17 protein-coding genes are annotated in these 16,653 nt (G+C 36.2%); 12 read left to right on the top strand and 5 right to left on the bottom strand.

Features of this window, described 5'->3' with window-relative positions; all coding sequences use genetic code 11:
- Positions 1–51 precede the first annotated feature (51 nt).
- The 3 genes from NG743_RS02615 to NG743_RS02605 form a co-directional block, all read right to left on the bottom strand.
- A complete protein-coding gene (locus tag NG743_RS02615) occupies positions 52–1,023 on the bottom strand; it encodes a CobW family GTP-binding protein (protein WP_027400657.1) in 972 nt (323 codons plus the stop codon).
- A 462-nt stretch (positions 1,024–1,485) separates the two neighbouring features.
- The gene (locus NG743_RS02610) at positions 1,486–1,662 is read right to left on the bottom strand and encodes a PIN domain-containing protein (protein WP_199924434.1); all 177 of its coding nucleotides are present in this window, start codon (positions 1,660–1,662) and stop codon (positions 1,486–1,488) included.
- Positions 1,663–1,790: 128 nt separating this feature from the next.
- A complete protein-coding gene (locus NG743_RS02605) occupies positions 1,791–1,961 on the bottom strand; it encodes a hypothetical protein (protein ID WP_257121467.1) in 171 nt (56 codons plus the stop codon).
- Between the two features lie 225 nt (positions 1,962–2,186).
- Between NG743_RS02605 and NG743_RS02600 the strand changes: the two genes are divergently transcribed.
- From NG743_RS02600 to NG743_RS02585, 4 genes are all read left to right on the top strand, one after another.
- A complete protein-coding gene (locus tag NG743_RS02600) occupies positions 2,187–2,603 on the top strand; it encodes a XisH family protein (RefSeq protein ID WP_257121466.1) in 417 nt (138 codons plus the stop codon).
- Positions 2,591–2,932, top strand: a complete 342-nt coding sequence (locus NG743_RS02595) for a XisI protein (RefSeq protein WP_053539158.1) — start codon at positions 2,591–2,593, stop codon at positions 2,930–2,932. The genes NG743_RS02600 and NG743_RS02595 overlap by 13 nt, the downstream gene beginning before the upstream one ends.
- A 278-nt stretch (positions 2,933–3,210) precedes the next feature.
- Entirely contained in the window at positions 3,211–3,447 is a 237-nt protein-coding gene (locus NG743_RS02590) for a UPF0175 family protein (protein WP_027400660.1), read from the top strand.
- A gap of 5 nt (positions 3,448–3,452) precedes the next feature.
- Positions 3,453–3,668 carry a PIN domain-containing protein gene (locus NG743_RS02585; RefSeq protein ID WP_257121465.1) on the top strand — a complete coding sequence of 72 codons (216 nt, stop codon included), beginning with the start codon at positions 3,453–3,455 and terminating at the stop codon, positions 3,666–3,668.
- Here NG743_RS02585 and NG743_RS02580 read toward each other — a convergent pair whose 3' ends face one another.
- On the bottom strand, positions 3,669–4,073 hold the full coding sequence (locus NG743_RS02580; protein ID WP_257121463.1) for a type II toxin-antitoxin system VapC family toxin: 405 nt from the start codon (positions 4,071–4,073) through the stop codon (positions 3,669–3,671). It lies immediately after the preceding gene.
- Entirely contained in the window at positions 4,063–4,278 is a 216-nt protein-coding gene (locus NG743_RS02575; protein ID WP_257121462.1) for a hypothetical protein, read from the bottom strand. The genes NG743_RS02580 and NG743_RS02575 overlap by 11 nt, the downstream gene beginning before the upstream one ends.
- A gap of 416 nt (positions 4,279–4,694) precedes the next feature.
- Here NG743_RS02575 and NG743_RS02570 point away from each other — a divergent pair, with 416 nt between their 5' ends.
- From NG743_RS02570 to NG743_RS02535, 8 genes are all read left to right on the top strand, one after another.
- On the top strand, positions 4,695–5,099 hold the full coding sequence (locus NG743_RS02570) for a hypothetical protein (protein WP_257121460.1): 405 nt from the start codon (positions 4,695–4,697) through the stop codon (positions 5,097–5,099).
- A gap of 609 nt (positions 5,100–5,708) precedes the next feature.
- Complete coding sequence (locus NG743_RS02565; protein WP_257122114.1) at positions 5,709–7,256, top strand: ferredoxin--nitrite reductase; 1,548 nt, start codon at positions 5,709–5,711, stop codon at positions 7,254–7,256.
- Between the two features lie 87 nt (positions 7,257–7,343).
- Complete coding sequence (locus NG743_RS02560) at positions 7,344–8,666, top strand: CmpA/NrtA family ABC transporter substrate-binding protein (protein ID WP_053539151.1); 1,323 nt, start codon at positions 7,344–7,346, stop codon at positions 8,664–8,666.
- Positions 8,667–8,796: 130 nt separating this feature from the next.
- Positions 8,797–9,639 (top strand): nitrate ABC transporter permease, encoded by an 843-nt coding sequence (gene ntrB / locus NG743_RS02555; RefSeq protein WP_027400665.1) that lies wholly within the window; start codon positions 8,797–8,799, stop codon positions 9,637–9,639.
- 52 nt (positions 9,640–9,691) lie between these two features.
- A complete protein-coding gene (locus tag NG743_RS02550; protein ID WP_257121458.1) occupies positions 9,692–11,665 on the top strand; it encodes an ABC transporter ATP-binding/substrate-binding protein in 1,974 nt (657 codons plus the stop codon).
- A 182-nt stretch (positions 11,666–11,847) separates the two neighbouring features.
- Entirely contained in the window at positions 11,848–12,687 is an 840-nt protein-coding gene (locus NG743_RS02545; protein WP_027400667.1) for a nitrate ABC transporter ATP-binding protein, read from the top strand.
- A gap of 245 nt (positions 12,688–12,932) precedes the next feature.
- Complete coding sequence (locus tag NG743_RS02540; RefSeq protein ID WP_257121456.1) at positions 12,933–15,113, top strand: molybdopterin oxidoreductase family protein; 2,181 nt, start codon at positions 12,933–12,935, stop codon at positions 15,111–15,113.
- Positions 15,114–15,390: 277 nt separating this feature from the next.
- Entirely contained in the window at positions 15,391–15,840 is a 450-nt protein-coding gene (locus NG743_RS02535; protein ID WP_027400669.1) for a phosphate-starvation-inducible PsiE family protein, read from the top strand.
- The last annotated feature ends 813 nt before the right edge of the window (positions 15,841–16,653 follow it).

Genomic DNA, 16,653 nt, shown 5'->3' with positions numbered 1-16,653 from the left:
ACTTTCCATGGAACGTCTCTACAATCTTTACCGGAGATGTCTATTGTATTACTAACTCATACAAGCAAAAAAGTCTGCTTTTAATTTGGCTTCATCTAAATTTCTACCAATAAATACAAGTTCATTTTTGCGAGTTTCATTGACTTTCCAAGGTCTATCCGCTTTACCATCAAATATCATGTGTACACCTTGGAAAACAAAGCGATTATCTTCATTTTCAATATTTAAAATTCCTTTCATTCTGAAAATATCTAGACCTTGATTTCTGAGTAATTCTGTCATCCAGGCATTTAATTTTTCACCGTTAATTGTCCCTTCTGATACTATCGCTACAGAATAGACGCTTTCATCATGGACGTGAGCATCTTCTCCTAAGAAATTAGGATCAATTTCTAAAGCATGATCTAAATCAAATGCTTGCACTCCCAATAAAGCTGACATGGCTAATTCAGAATTATGGGTGCGGTAGATTTTTGCCATTGCATTCATTGAGCGAATGCGAGTTTCTAATTCATCTAAGACTTCCGGTGTTACTAAATCAGTTTTATTCAACAAAATTACATCTGCAAAAGCAATTTGCTCTTGAGCCTCGTCCGCTTCCCAATGTTGCCAAATATGTTTAGAATCAACAACTGTGACTACTGCATCTAATGACAACTGACTTTGTAAATCTTCATCAACAAAAAACGTTTGAATTACAGGTGCAGGATCTGCTAAACCGGTAGTTTCAATGACTAAATGATCAAATTTATCTCGGCGTTTCATTAAATTGCCAATAATGCGAATTAAATCACCGCGAACTGTACAACAAATACAGCCATTATTCATTTCAAAGATTTCTTCATCTGCATCAATTACCAATTGATTATCAATACCTACCTCGCCAAATTCGTTAACAATAACGGCAACTTTTTTACCGTGTTCGTAGGTAAGAATATGATTTAATAATGTAGTTTTACCCGCGCCTAAATAGCCAGTCAAAACGGTTACTGGTACTGAATTGAATGTTTCTGAAATCATCATAGTCTATCCGTTTACTTATTTTAGGAACAGAGTATTAACGCAAGACGGAATGCAAAAGGCGTACAGGGTAAGTTTTACAGTTATTCGCCGTCTTGTAGTGTCCAAATAATAGCTTAGAAGTCACCAAGATTGAATGTCAAGAGAAAAATGTTTGGCTTTCGGTACTTATTATAAGTAGTGAGACAGAATTAATTACACAATGTCATTGCGTAAGCGTTGCGTGGCGTTAGCCATATGGAACGAAGTAAAATGAAGCAATCGCCAGGGTTGTGATTGCTTCCCTTCCCTCGCAATGACTGTAAATATTTTTGTCCAATTACTTACTCAACATGGTTGGGACATGGACTTTTAAGAATTACGAAAAACCTAGATTTGTAGGGGTAAAGCATGAGCTTATTGGTGTCAACTTAACGTAAAACCCATAGCCCGCCTGGGAATGAATTCCCAGTCTCATAGCAGAAGTCATCTGAAGATGACTAAAAATCCCCATAAATCTTTGACTATTAGCCCTTTTTCTAAAATCGCTAAATCATCTAATAAAATAATTTGATAATCTTGTCCAATCTTATTAGAAATTTCTGTTTGTTTAGGGGAATTAATAGCTAGTAAACCTCTCTTGATTTCAAAATAGGTATACAACTTCAGATAAGTTATTAAATTGTTCTTTGGTTAGGTTTTGCTGAACGATATGATATATACTAAACACGGTTGAGACATGGACTTTTACAAAATCACGAAAAACCTAGATTTGTAGGGGTTTAGCACTGCTAAACCCCTACCCACAGAATCAAATTATTAAGCCGTGTTGAGTATAAATGTTCAACCATTTCTCTTGGATTAAGTTCTTCTTTAAACAAAGGACGTTCTTCCATTAAAATAGCCACAATTTTCTCAATTCTGTTGATCATGAATTCTTGTTGAAGTTCTGTTGATAACATAATATTTCCTCCAGGGAAATGTAAATGATATTTATGGAGGTTATCTATTGTAGCATTTTTTAGTTTTGTGATGTCTGTTTATTAGTCCAGTGTTAATTTATGAGTAATAGATTGTGTCAGATTTTGAAGTTAATTGTTTAACTATTAAGTTTTGTATATGATGCCGTTTTAGTTTAGTATAATATTGAAGTGGGTAATTTTTACCTTGTAATTACAAATAAAACAATGCCAGCAAAGGATACTTACCATGATGCGGTTAAAAATGCTTTAATTAAGGCTGGTTGGACGATTACCGCTGATCCTTATCCGATTAAGTATGAAGAAATCAGACTTATCGCTGATTTAGCTGGTGAAAAAACGATTGCTGCGACAAAAGAGAGTGAACAAATTGTTATTGAAGTTAAAAGTTTTTTGAGTCGTTCTCCCATGCGTGAATTTGAAACAGCTTTAGGTCAATACCTGATTTATCAAACTTTTCTTTTGGCTACTCATCCTGAATATAAAGTATTTTTAGCAATCGGTAAAAATATTTATGAAAAGTTTTTTGAACAAGTTGCTATTCAACTGATTTTACAAAAATATCAAGTTTCACTATTAGTTATTGATATTAATCAAGAAGAGGTTATCAAATGGACAAGCTAACTCATTATCAAAACTTAATCAAACAAATTTTAACTGAATATGAAAAAATCTCATCACAAGTAATTGATCCTGATATAGATGAGGTGTTAATGTTTGATGATCAAAGAAGTCAATATCTTTGGTTTAATATTGGTTGGAAAAATGATAAACGAGTAAAAACAATTTCTGTTTATATTCGCATTAAAAATGAGAAAATTTACATTGAGGAAGATTGGACTGAAGAGGGAATAGCTACGGATTTATTAAGAGAAGGTGTACCGAAAGAAGATATTGTTTTAGCTTTTTATGATCCAGAAACTCGGAAATTAACCGAGTTTGCTTTTGCTTAATTCTCCAAATAACTATTTTTTAGTACAATTATAGCAAATGAATATCTAGATTTTCTGGTGTTGTACATTGTAGCATTTTTTAGTTTTGTGATGTTTGTTGATTGTTACAGTGTTAATTTATGAGTAATAGATTGTGTCATAAATTAAACTTGCTGTTTGTATTAAATTCTTGTATAACTAAAAGTTGAAATTGTCCGTTCTCAACTTTATAACAGAAAGTATCAAGCCTCTACCTGTGTGTTATAATTTTTCTAGTCTGTGTTAACAGGAGGATCTCAATGAGCTTAGTCATTTCCGAAGATATTGTCCAAGCTAGTGGACTATCAGAAAAAGAATTAGTTTTAGAATTGATTATTCTATTATTTCAAAGGAAAAAGATTAGTATCGGTAAAGCATCTCAACTGGCTAAAATGCCTTTACTGCAATTTCAAAATGAATTAGCTATGAGAAACATTAATATTCATTATGATGAAACTGATTTAGAGGTTGATTTAAAAAACTTGGGAATTATCTAAAATTTATGATCATAGTTAGCAATACTTCACCTATTACTAATCTATCAGCTATAGGAAAAATTCAATTATTAGAACAACTTTATGGAGAAATTATCATATCATCAGCCGTTTTTCAAGAATTAACACAATGGGGAGATTCAATACCAGGAGCAAAAGAAGTCAAAACTTATGACTGGATTATTGTAAAACCTGTTAATAATGTTAGTTTAGTACAATCTTGATTATCTCATTAATGCTTGAAAACTAGCTTGAATAAAATGCTTATCAAAAGTTAAAGCTTGAGTAACTTTATTTTGTTTCATTACCACAAAAGAAACACAATCAACTAACCCCCAGGACTTATCTTGATGTTGTTTGTATAAATTTAATGCTTCCTCAAATAATTCAGGATTTAACCGGATAACTTCTATATCATCAGAATTTAAAAAAGTTTCCATTAATTCAACTGCTTCACTTTTATAATTACTCGATAAAGCATTACCAACTTCTAATAAAATTGCATCAGTGGTTATCAAAGGATAATTTTCAAATTTTTGAGCTAATTCTAAAGCTTTGAGATGATATTGATCCCGTTTGTTTATTAAGGCTACAATAAACAGCGTATCAATAAAAATTTTATCCCTCACTTACATCTCTCCCTAAACTAACACTAACTTGAATCGAGAAATCTTCAGGAGCATCAATTTTAATTTTGCGTAATTTGGACATGAAACTAGGTTTTTTAACAGCATTTTCTGCATCGCTTAACTGTTCAATAATCCCATAAACTTGATTAAGTTGTTCTTCTGTTAAATTTTTGAGTTTCTCTTGAATCATTTGTTTTGTAATCATAGTAACTTACCGAAAATAACTATTCTTAAGCACAATTATAGCAAATGACTATCTAAATTTTCTGGTTTTGTACATTGTAGCATTTTTTAGTTTTGTGATGTCTGTGTATTACTCTAGTGTTAATATCTGAGTAATAGATTGTGTCATAGGATACTTCACAAATCTATAATTGTATATTTAATACTTAATTAAAAAAATTTGACATTCCTAGACACACTTAAAAATGCCTGTTATATTTATAATTGTATCTATTTTCTATTGTGCTGTTAAAGGATGCGAAGATATGATGGGTTGGTTGTTTGGGGACGTTGCTAAAAAAAATCGGTAAAATTCTATTGGTGTATGTATTTTCAGATTGCGTACAAGTAATATATAGTAGTCCTAAGTATTTGCAAACTAAAACCTCTAAAAAATCCATGAAAACATTCAAAAAAATATTAGCAGGTTCATTTCTCACAATCGGTCTAGCTATCCTCTTATTAGGCACTCTAGGCTTAATTGATACTAATGCTCCCAAAGAAGGGGCATTAGCAGCCCTAATTATATTAGGTTTACCATCAACAGCTATAGGAACATGGATTTTCTGGAGTTTACGCCAACAACATGAAAGGCAACTTAAGGAATTAAATTTAGCTAAAGAACAACTATTTCTGCGCTTAGTAAAACAAGCAGAAGGAGAAATTACAGTGCCAAAATTTGCTTTATCTGCTCAAATATCTATAGCAGAAGCCAAACTATATTTAGACGAAAAAGCCAAACAACTCAATGGTAATTTTGAAATAAGTGATCAAGAAGGAATTATTTATAAGTTTCCTGGATAAATGCCCGCATTTCTCACAAACAATGGAATCGCAATCTATATAATCCTTATAGAGAGACGGTTTCGGGCATTTTTCATGGGGTTGATTTTTGATGCAGTGTGAAAACCCAGAATCCAAATTTTATAAGGGTTTGAGGATTTTGGTGAGAAATCCGGGATAGAGGTTATCGGCATCCGGTTTGTCCTATTCACGATTTTCAGAAAGTTTATCTAAAATTAACTCTGCCTCAACTATCAGCACAAAATCGGGTAAAATAGCCTGTATTCTGGCATTGGAGGCAGAGCCTCCTGGTAGGTATTCCCAGTCAGAGACTGGGAACAAGTAATAAGTAATTGTCGCTTTTATCTGTATAAATACATCTATTAAAAATAATATTCCATAAATTATGCAAAAACCGCAACTACTCTATTCGTTTTTCGCATAATAACCTAAATTTAGTAACCTACTATACGAATCGTTATGAAAAATCACACTAACGTAACAATATCGAAACTGTTACACCACCAACCAGGAAACTACTATCAGTTATTTCCCCAAAGTGGCAAGTACAAAACCGATAAGAACACGGATACACAGTTAATTCAGTCCTGTTTCCCCAAAAAAAGCATAATGATAGAAACAGCAACTACCACAGACAAACTCAATAAATTCGAGAAATTCAAAGCCGAAAAAGACGGACTCGCAGTTAAAAACGAAATAGAGAATTTTGCCCAAATCGGTTGGGAAGCAATGGACGAAAACGACCTCAACCATCGCCTAAAATGGTTAGGTGTATTTTTCCGTCCAGTCACTCCCGGTAAATTCATGATGCGAATGCGTCTACCCAACGGCATTCTCAACAGCAATCAAATGTCTACTTTCGCAGAAGTGGTACAGCGTTACGGTGAAAATGGCAGCGCTGATATTACCACCAGACAGAATATACAACTACGCGGGATCAATTTGGCAGATATTCCCGATATCTTTAATAAATTTCACAAAGTCGGATTGACTACTATCCAATCGGGGATGGATAACGTCCGTAATATTACAGGTGATCCTGTCGCGGGTTTGGATGCGGATGAGTTTTATGATACCAGAGAATTAGTCCAGCAAATCCAAGATATGCTGACTAATAATGGTGAAGGTAATCCAGAATTTAGCAATCTTCCCCGGAAATTTAATATTGCAATTACTGGAGGAAGAGATAATTCAGTTCACGCAGAAATTAATGATTTAGCCTTTATTCCCGCTTTTTGGGGAAATGAAGATCAAGTTCCAATCTTTGGTTTTAACGTCATTGTCGGTGGTTTATTTTCCGCCAAACGTTGTGAAGCAGCCATTCCTCTGAATGTTTGGGTATTGCCCGCCCAAGTTGTATTATTATCCAAAGTCATTGTCGAGATATTTCGAGATCATGGCTTACGCGCAAATAGACTAAAAGCCCGGCTAATGTGGCTACTTGATGAATGGGGGATAGAAAAATTCCGCGCCGAAGTAGAAAAACGTTTTGGTCAATCATTATTACCCGCAGTAGATAAAGATCAAATTGACTGGGAAAAACGGGATCATGTGGGCATATATAAACAAAAACAATCTGGATTTAACTACGCAGGTTTAAATATTCCCGTGGGAAGATTGTCTGCTGATGATATGTTTGAAATTGCCCGATTGTCTGAAGTTTATGGAAGTGGAGAAATCCGGTTTACCGTTGAACAAAATATCATTATCCCAAATATTCCTGATTCCAGTTTAACAGCATTTTTCACAGAATCAGTATTAGAGAAATTTTCAGTTAATCCTGGCTTATTAATGCGATCGCTAGTATCATGTACAGGCGCACAATTTTGCAACTTTGCCTTGATAGAAACCAAAAATCGTGCCTTAGCAATGATAAAATCATTGGAATCTGAACTAACTTTATCACGTCCTGTGCGAATTCATTGGACAGGATGCCCTAACTCCTGTGGACAGCCCCAAGTAGCAGATATTGGCTTAATGGGAACTAAAGTGCGTAAAAATGGACAAATGTTAGAAGGTGTGGATATTTATATGGGTGGAACAGTCGGGAAAGATGCACATTTAGGAACTTGTGTTAAAAAAAGTATTCCCTGCGAAGACTTACAACCCATATTAAGAGATTTACTTATTCATAAATTTGGTGCAAAACTTAAGTAACAGGCTTTGATTCCTCCTTAAATTAATTTAATCGCCAAAATCCAGAGATAACTGCAAACCCAAATTAAAATTAATCAAGAGTTTCCCATGAGCAATATTTCTCGCAGAAAATTTATTATTACCTCAAGTGTAGCAACCGTAACTTCTATCTTGGCGCACGGCTGTTCATCTAGTAACTCTGATTCAGTAAAAACAGATAGTGCTTCTTCCAATAGCAAACTAGCTAATAATTCCAAAGTTAGTAATGCCCCAAAAGTTGAAACAACCACAGCCAAATTAGGATTTATTGCTTTAACAGATTCCGCACCTTTAATTATTGCTAAAGAAAAAGGTTTCTTTACTAAATATGGTATGACTGATGTAGAAGTCAGCAAACAAAAATCCTGGCCAGTCACCCGCGATAACTTAAAAATTGGCTCATCTGGTGGTGGTATTGATGGCGCACATATTCTTACCCCTATGCCCTATCTGTTGACCATGAATGATAAAGTGCCAATGTATCTTTTGGCGCGGTTAAATATCAATGGTCAAGCGATTTCAGTTGCTGAAAAATTCAAAGATTTGAAAGTTGGTTTACAAAGTAAATTACTGAAAGAGTCTGTAAATAAAGCCAAAGCCGATAAAAAATCTATAAAAGTTGCTATGACTTTTCCCGGTGGTACTCATGATTTATGGATGCGCTATTGGTTAGCAGCAGGGGGTATTAATCCTGATCAAGATGTAATTTTGCAAGCAGTACCACCACCACAAATGGTAGCAAATATGAAAGTTGGAACTGTTGATGCTTTTTGTGTAGGAGAACCTTGGAATGCTCAATTGGTAAGTCAAAAATTAGGTTATACAGCTTTATCTACAGGTGAACTATGGAATAACCATCCAGAAAAAGCCTTTGCTATGCGTCAAGATTGGGTTGATAAAAATCCCAATGCTACACAAGCATTATTAATGGCAATTATGGAAGCACAACAATGGTGTGATCAGGCAGAAAACAAAGAAGAAATGTGTAAAATCTGCGCTGATAGGAAATACTTTAATGTCGCCGTAGCTGATATTTTAGAACGGGCTAAAGGTAATATTGATTATGGTGATGGACGCAAAGAGCAAAACTTTGCATATCGCATGAAATATTGGGAAGATAATGCTTCTTATCCCTATAAAAGTCATGATACTTGGTTCTTAACTGAAGAAATTCGTTGGGGTTATTTACCTAAAGATACAAAAGTGAAGGAAATTGTTGATCAGGTCAATAGAGAAGATATATGGAAACAAGCTGCTAAGGCTTTGGGTGTGGCTGCTGCGGAAATTCCAGCAAGTTCTTCTCGCGGTGTGGAAACATTTTTTGATGGGGTTAAATTTGACCCTGAAAAACCAGAGGAATATTTAAAGAGTTTGCAAATTAAGAAGGTGTGATTTAAATTTGGGTTGAGCAAAAGTGTAACCCAAGAAAATTTAGTAAATTAATTAGATTTTTGAGGCTCACGCAAAGACGCTCCAGGTGCAAAGAAGAGAAGGAAAAGAGATTCTTACTGAGGAGAAATAAATGGCTGCTATTGTTGGAAGTCGTAGGGTTAGTAGTAAACAGCAGAAGGTAATTAATAAGTTTTTGATTAACAAGGTTATACCGCCGCTGTTTGGATTATTTATTTTTCTGATGTTGTGGGAACTACTTTGTTTAATTCCTAGTTTTCAATTACCTGGACCGATAGAAACAATTCGGGAAACTTGGGACCCTTTTGTTATCCATCCTTTTTTCGATAATGGTGACAGTGATAAGGGTTTAGGCTGGCAAATATTGACAAGTTTAGGACGGGTTGCTTTAGGTTTTTCTCTAGCAGCAGTTGTCGGGGTTGTTTTAGGAATATTAATTGGTTCTAATACTTTTCTTTATAATGCTGTAGATCCGATTTTTCAGGTATTAAGAACTATCCCTCCCTTAGCTTGGTTACCAATTTCTTTAGCGGCTTTCCAACAAGCTAATCCTTCGGCAATTTTCGTGATTTTTATTACTTCGATTTGGCCGATTGTGATTAATACAACTGTGGGCGTGCAGAATATTCCTCAAGATTATGTAAATGTCGCTCGTGTTTTGCGTTTGCAGAAGAGCAGTTATTTCTTGAAGATTGTGTTTCCGGCAACTGTTCCTTATATTTTTACCGGGTTAAGGATTGGCATAGGTTTATCTTGGTTGGCAATTGTCGCGGCGGAAATGTTAGTTGGTGGTGTGGGTATTGGTTCGTTTATTTGGGATGCCTATAACACAACTACCGAAACTAATATGAGCGAGATTATTATCGCCTTGGTATATGTCGGTTTAGTGGGATTAGTTTTAGATAGAATGGTGGCTTTTGTTGCTAATAAAGTTGTCACAACAGAACAAAAATAATTCTTAGTTCGTCGTAATTTCTGAGATTGCCAATTATCCATTACCATTCATCATGAATACTTTTTTAGAGATTGACCATGTAGACCGAATATTTGACCTCCCCAATGGTGGTAAATATATTGCTTTAAAAAATATTGAATTAAAAATTTCTGAAGGTGAATTTGTTTCTTTAATTGGACATTCTGGTTGTGGTAAATCCACCTTACTAAATATTATTGCTGGCTTAGATCAAGCTAGTATTGGTGGTGTAACTTTGGCAGGTCGGGAAGTGAGAGAACCAGGTCCTGATAGAATGGTGGTTTTTCAAAATTACTCCTTACTTCCTTGGCTAACTGTAAGGGAAAACATCGCCTTGGCTGTAGATGAAGTCCATCAAAATCTACCTAAAGGAGAACGTCGGGGAATAATAGAAGAACATATTGATATGGTGGGTTTACGACGGGCAACTAATAAGCGTCCTAGTGAATTATCCGGGGGAATGAAACAGCGAGTTGCGATCGCTCGTGCCTTAGCTACCCGTCCCAAGTTATTATTGTTAGATGAACCTTTTGGTGCTTTGGATGCATTGACAAGGGGCAATTTACAAGCACAATTAATGACAATATGTAATCAACACAGAATTACCTGTGTGATGGTGACCCATGATGTAGATGAAGCTTTATTATTAAGCGATCGCATTGTGATGTTGACCAATGGACCAGAAGCACACATTGGCCAAATTATCGAAGTACCTATTCCCCGTCCCCGTCACCGTTTAGAAGTAGTTAACAATCCTTTTTACTATAACTTACGGAACGAAATAATTTACTTTCTCAATCAACAAAAAAAAGCAAAAAAACGCCAGAAACAACCTACTGCACCTGCTATTATTTCTAACAACAACTTAGAAAAAGTTCATTTGGAAATTGGCTATATTCCCCTGACTCAAGCTGCACCCTTAATAATTGCAAAAGAAAAAGGTTTCTTTGCCAAATATGGTTTAGAAGTCAACCTAAACAGCGAAACTAGCTGGAAAGACATAGGGAAAGGTGTAGTAACTGGTAGACTTGATGCCGCCCAGATGGTTGCAGGTATGCCCCTAGCCCTGACATTAGGTGCAGGAGGTAAAAATCCGGTGTCAATGGTAACAGCCATGACCCTTTCTCGCAACGGTAGCGCCATTACTTTCAGCCAAGAATTATTCAACAGTGGAGTAAAAAACTTAACAGACTTTCAAGCCATTATTAAGGCTGACTTAGACAAAACCCATACTTTGGGAATTGTCCATCCCGCATCCATGCAAAACCTATTATTGCGCTATTGGTTAGCAGCAAGTGGAATTAAACCTGATGTAGATGTTAGTTTGATGGTAATTCCACCACAAGAGATGGTAACTGCCCTCCAAGAAGCAAAAATTGATGGTTACTGTGTCGGTGAACCTTGGAACTCTCACGCAGTTGATCAGAATTTGGGTTTTATTATTGCTATCACCTCAGAACTTTGGCATGGACATCCAGACAAAGTATTAGGAGTAAGAGAAAATTGGGCGCTGGAAAATCCCCAAACACATCTAGCATTAGTCAAAGCCCTATTAGCAGCTTGTGAATATTGCGACGATATTCGCAACCGGGAAGAAGTTCTCAAATTAATTTCTCAACCTGACTATCTTGGCAGTAATTCCCTTCATCTTCCTCCAGGTTTAATAGACAATTACAAGCATGGTAATCACAACCAACCCCAAACTTCCCATCAGTTTTATTTCAACAAAGCCAACTATCCGGATCGTCATGAAATGCTATGGATTTTAACTCAATTAGCCCGTTGGGGTGTAGTAGCTTTCCCTAAAAACTGGGTAGAAGTCATTGACAGAGTTTGCCGTCCAGATATATTTGGTGCAGCCGCACGAGAAAGAGGCATTTTAGATATTGGCAGGGAAGAAATAATTCAATTATTTGATGGCAAAGTCTTTAATCCTTCTGAACCAATAGAATATCTAAAAAGTTTGGAAATTAAACGCCAGCTTCGAGTAGAAGAAGTATTTATCTAGTCATACCAATTCTGTATAAAGATGCGCCAAATTTAAAAAGGAACGAACCGCAGAGGCGCAGAGGACACAGAGAAGAAAAAGATAAGGTTACAAAATTAAGCGTAGCCTCATAAAGAAATGGTATCAGTTGTCAATTCTCAATTGTTATTACCAATTATCCATTCCCTATTACCAAAAATATCATGACAACAGTAAACTATAATAACAAAACTCAACAGTTACAAACCCAGAAAAAGGAAGACTTCTTAGTAATTGATGGTGTCAACAAAATTTACCCCACTGATAAAGGATCATACACCGTCCTAGATGACATTAATCTCAAAGTTAGTGAAGGTGAATTTATTTGTTTAATTGGCCATTCCGGCTGTGGAAAATCAACACTGCTCAACATGGTTTCTGGATTTAATAAACCTACCAACGGGGTCGTGTGGTTACAAGGTCAACCCATAACTGAACCCGGTCCAGACCGAATGATGGTATTTCAAAACTATTGTTTACTACCTTGGTTAAATGTTTTTGATAATGTTTATTTAGGTGTTGATTCCGTATTTCCTCACAAAAGCAAATCGGAAAAACGGGCAATAGTCAGAGAACATTTAGCAATGGTAGGACTAACAGAAGCAGCCCAAAAGAAACCCAGTCAAATATCTGGAGGAATGAAACAAAGAGTAGCTATAGCCCGTGCCTTAGCCATCCGTCCCCAACTCCTGATTTTAGATGAACCATTCGGTGCTTTAGATGCCATCACAAAAGAAGAATTACAAGAAGAACTCCTGCAAATTTGGTCAGAACATCAAATCACAGTTTTGATGATCACCCATGATATTGATGAAGCACTTTTCCTCGCAGATAAATTAGTGATGATGACAAATGGACCAGCAGCAAATATTGGCGAAATATTAGAAATACCCTTTTCTCGTCCTCGTAACCGTCGCCGAATTATGGAAAATCCAGAATATTACAACCTACGAAACTATACCTTAGACTTCCTCTATCGTCGCTGCGCTCATGTTGATGAGTAATTGGCATAATACGTAATTGGGAAAAGTCCCCAAAGAACCATTTGTATCTGATAAAGAAAATGAAGCCGAAATAATTAATCCTCAACCGATTTTAATAGCAGAAAAATAAATATCTCACGCAAAGGCAAGAATACAAAAAACCAGAAATTAAAAATATTTCTCCTCTTATGAAATTATCTCTGAGTCCTCTGCGGTTCGTTTCTCATAAAAAATTTTGCACAATAGTGTGAAATCCCATAAATATCATGAATGAATTCACAAAAACACTTTGTCCTTATTGCGGTGTTGGTTGCGGTTTAGAAGTTTCTGCACCAGCCCAATATGGAAAAGCCACAAATCGAGATAGTGAAGGAATTCCTATTTGGCGAGTTAGGGGTGATAAATCTCATCCTTCTAGTCAAGGAATGGTATGTGTTAAAGGTGCAACTATTGCTGAATCTTTGGATAAAAGTAGATTGCATCATCCAATGGTACGCGATTCGTTAGATGCAGAATTTCGGCGTGTGAGTTGGAATGAAGCCTTTGATATTATTACCCAACGGATTCAAACATTGCGCTTGAATCAAGCCACAGATTCTATCTGTATGTATGGTTCTGGACAATTTCAAACTGAAGATTATTATATTGCTCAAAAGTTACTCAAAGGTTGTTTAGGAACTAATAATTTCGATGCTAATTCCCGGTTGTGTATGTCTAGTGCGGTATCTGGGTACATTCAAAGTTTTGGTGCTGATGGGCCTCCTTGCTGTTACGATGATTTAGAATTAACTGATTGTGCTTTTTTAATTGGTACAAATACGGCGGAATGTCATCCCATTATTTTTAATCGGTTAGCAAAATATCATAAAAAAAATCGCCATGTTAAAATGGTTGTGGTTGACCCTCGGCGTACCCCAACAGCCGAAGCAGCAGATTTACATTTAGCTATTCGTCCAGGTACAGATATTGATTTGTTAAATGGTATTGCCTATTTATTAATGAAATGGAATTATGTTGATCTAGCTTTTATTGATGATTGTACTAGCAATTTTCCGGCTTATGCTGAGGTAATTCGGCATTATTCGCCGGAGGTAGTGGCGAGTCGTTGTGGTATTAGTATTGAAGATTTAGAAACGGCTGCTAAATATTGGGGAAAATCTAAATCTGTACTTTCTTTATGGTCAATGGGTGTTAATCAATCTTCTGAAGGTACGGCTAAAGTTAGAACTATTATTAATTTACATTTAATGACGGGACAAATCGGTAAACCTGGTGCAGGTCCTTTTTCTTTGACTGGTCAACCTAATGCTATGGGTGGCAGAGAAGCGGGAGGTTTATCCCATTTGCTACCGGGTTATCGGTTGGTAAAAAATGCCCAACATCGGGCGGAAGTTGAGAATTTTTGGGGTTTAGAAAAAGGACAAATTTCCCCTGTTCCTGGTTTAACTGCTTGGGAAATGATCACTGGTTTGGAAACTGGAAATGTAGGTTTATTATGGATTGCTGCGACTAATCCGGCTGTGAGTATGCCAGATTTGGAAAGAACGAAAAAGGCGTTATTAAAATCTCCTTTTACTATTTATCAAGATGCTTATTACCCAACAGAAACATCAGCTTATGCTCATGTTTTATTACCTGCGGCGCAGTGGGGTGAAAAAACTGGGATTATGACTAATTCGGAAAGAAGGGTAACTCTATGTTCGGCTTTTCGGGAACCACCAAGAGAAGCAAAACCTGATTGGGAAATCTTCGCGGAAGTAGGAAAAAGATTAGGTTTTACTGATAAGTTTACTTTTAATAATTCTGCGGAAGTTTATGCTGAATTTGTTCAATTAACTCGTCAGCGTCCTTGTGATATGTCGGGTTTAAGTCATGGGTTTTTAGCCGCACAAGGTCCAACTCATTGGCCTTATCCACAAGGTAGTAATTCAGAAATTAAGCGTCTATATACTAATTTACGCTTTCACACAAATGATGGACGCGCCCAGTTTGGTGCATATTATTCAAGAGGACTTGCTGAACCACCTGATGATAATTATCCTTTTATATTAACTACTGGTAGATTGTATGGTCATTGGCATACACAAACACGCACCGGCAGAATTGAGAAAATTCGCAAACTGCACCCGCAACCATTTATCGAGATTCATCCCCGTGATGCTGCTGCTTTAGGTATTGTTGATAATCAGTGGTTAGAAGTGCGATCGCGTCGTGGTAAAACTAAGTTTCCTGCTAAAGTCACAAAAGCTATTTCTCCCGGTACTGTCTTTGTTCCTATGCACTGGGGTAAGCTATGGGCAGATGATGCAGAAGCTAACACTCTTACTCATTCAGAAGCCTGTCCTGTTTCCCTGCAACCAGAATTAAAAGCCTGTGCTGTGCAATTAGTACCAATCCCTGTAGAATCTACTGTTAAAAATTATCAATTTCAGTCTTCCCAATGGTAAGCTTTTAACTATATTCCCGAATTGGGAATTTACTACTTCATCTATTGTCAATTATCAATGGTTATGATTGTATTTTTAGATGCCTAAATTGTACAAGAATGATCATGATTAATCTTAAAATCTAAGTAATGGTTTATTACTTTTAAAAGCACTTTCTGGAACTGACAAGTTTGTGAAAGTAGAAAATATATTATGCTTTTTTATCCTTGAGATTTATCTACAGGATTTTTGTTTTATATTCATAATTTCCAACTTAATTTTAATCAAGGGGCATCAAATGAGAAAATTAATTAAAAGGTTTCTAGAAGTTACCAGTGACAAAAGTTTCATGTACTTGATCGAAATTGTCGAGGTAATAGTTGCCAAATTACTATCTCTCTTTATGATAATAGTAATTTTTGCCACCCTTGGTGATTTAGCAATATTTATTTTTCAGGAAATACTTTCTCCAAAAGAAGGTAGTTTTAGCAAGACATTGTTTCAAACTTTCGGTTTATTTCTTAATGTTTTAATTGCTTTAGAAATACTAGAAAATATTACTGGCTACCTCAAAAAGCACGTTTTACAAGTTGAATTAGTTATTGTCACTTCTTTAATTGCTATTGCTAGAAAAATTATTATTCTTGATTTAAAAGTAACTGAAGGTATAGAAATTATTGGTTTGGGGATTGCGATTCTTGCCCTATCCATTAGTTATTGGATAATTCGGAGTAGTAACCAAAAATAAAATAACTTTGCAATAATAGGTAATTTATTCAATACCTTGTCCATTTTCTGTAGATCAAATTCTCAAGCTCCCAGATATGAAAGTGTTAGATTTTCAAGAACTAGAAATATACCTGACACCTTTTACCCCCTTTCCCTTTGTAAAGGGGGGTAACAATAAAAATCTAGTAGTCTGTCAACCCGAAAATGACGGATGTAGGGGGGGTAGGGGATGTAGGGGGGTAGGGGATGTAGGGGGGTAGGGGATGTAGGGGGGTAGGGGATGTAGGGGGGTAGGGGAGGTTAGGGGGGTAGGGGAGGTTAGGGGGGGTAGGGGAGGGAAGAACAGAAGTTTTTTCCGATCATTACCCGTCAAAATAAATTTGACGAACTACTAGTTCCCTCCCCTTTATAAGGGGAGGGTTAGGGAGGGGTAAAATATTTGATACAGCAATCATGACTTTTCAAACACCCTCTTACTTAGCCATCAAAAGTCCTTCCGCCCTCCTGTTTGCGTCTTAGCGTCTCTGCGAGAAAAAACTCTTATCCAACTCAAAGCACCAACTTCACATCCCCTCACGGTAAGGTAATAAAAGCGATATTCCAGCAAAAGAAACAACCTCACGAATTGTCAACCACCCATCACTTTCCTTCGGGTAAGTGAGGGCTTGTAAAAGCCTAGTTGACCAGACTCAGTTCTTAACTGAACTACGTTAGAGGTAAGAGTTAAAGACCTACCAGGGGATGCGTAGCTAGTTCCCTGCTCTAGAACTTCAAAGTTAAACAGGCTTAAGGGTTAAACCAGTGCTTTTAAGATAGTTACCGACCTCTAACA

The sequence above is a fragment of the Dolichospermum heterosporum TAC447 genome (assembly GCF_024584745.1).
GTDB classification, from domain to species: domain Bacteria; phylum Cyanobacteriota; class Cyanobacteriia; order Cyanobacteriales; family Nostocaceae; genus Dolichospermum; species Dolichospermum heterosporum.
The sequence above is the reverse complement of the archived record's forward strand: the minus strand, read 5'-3'. Positions and strand labels throughout refer to the sequence as shown.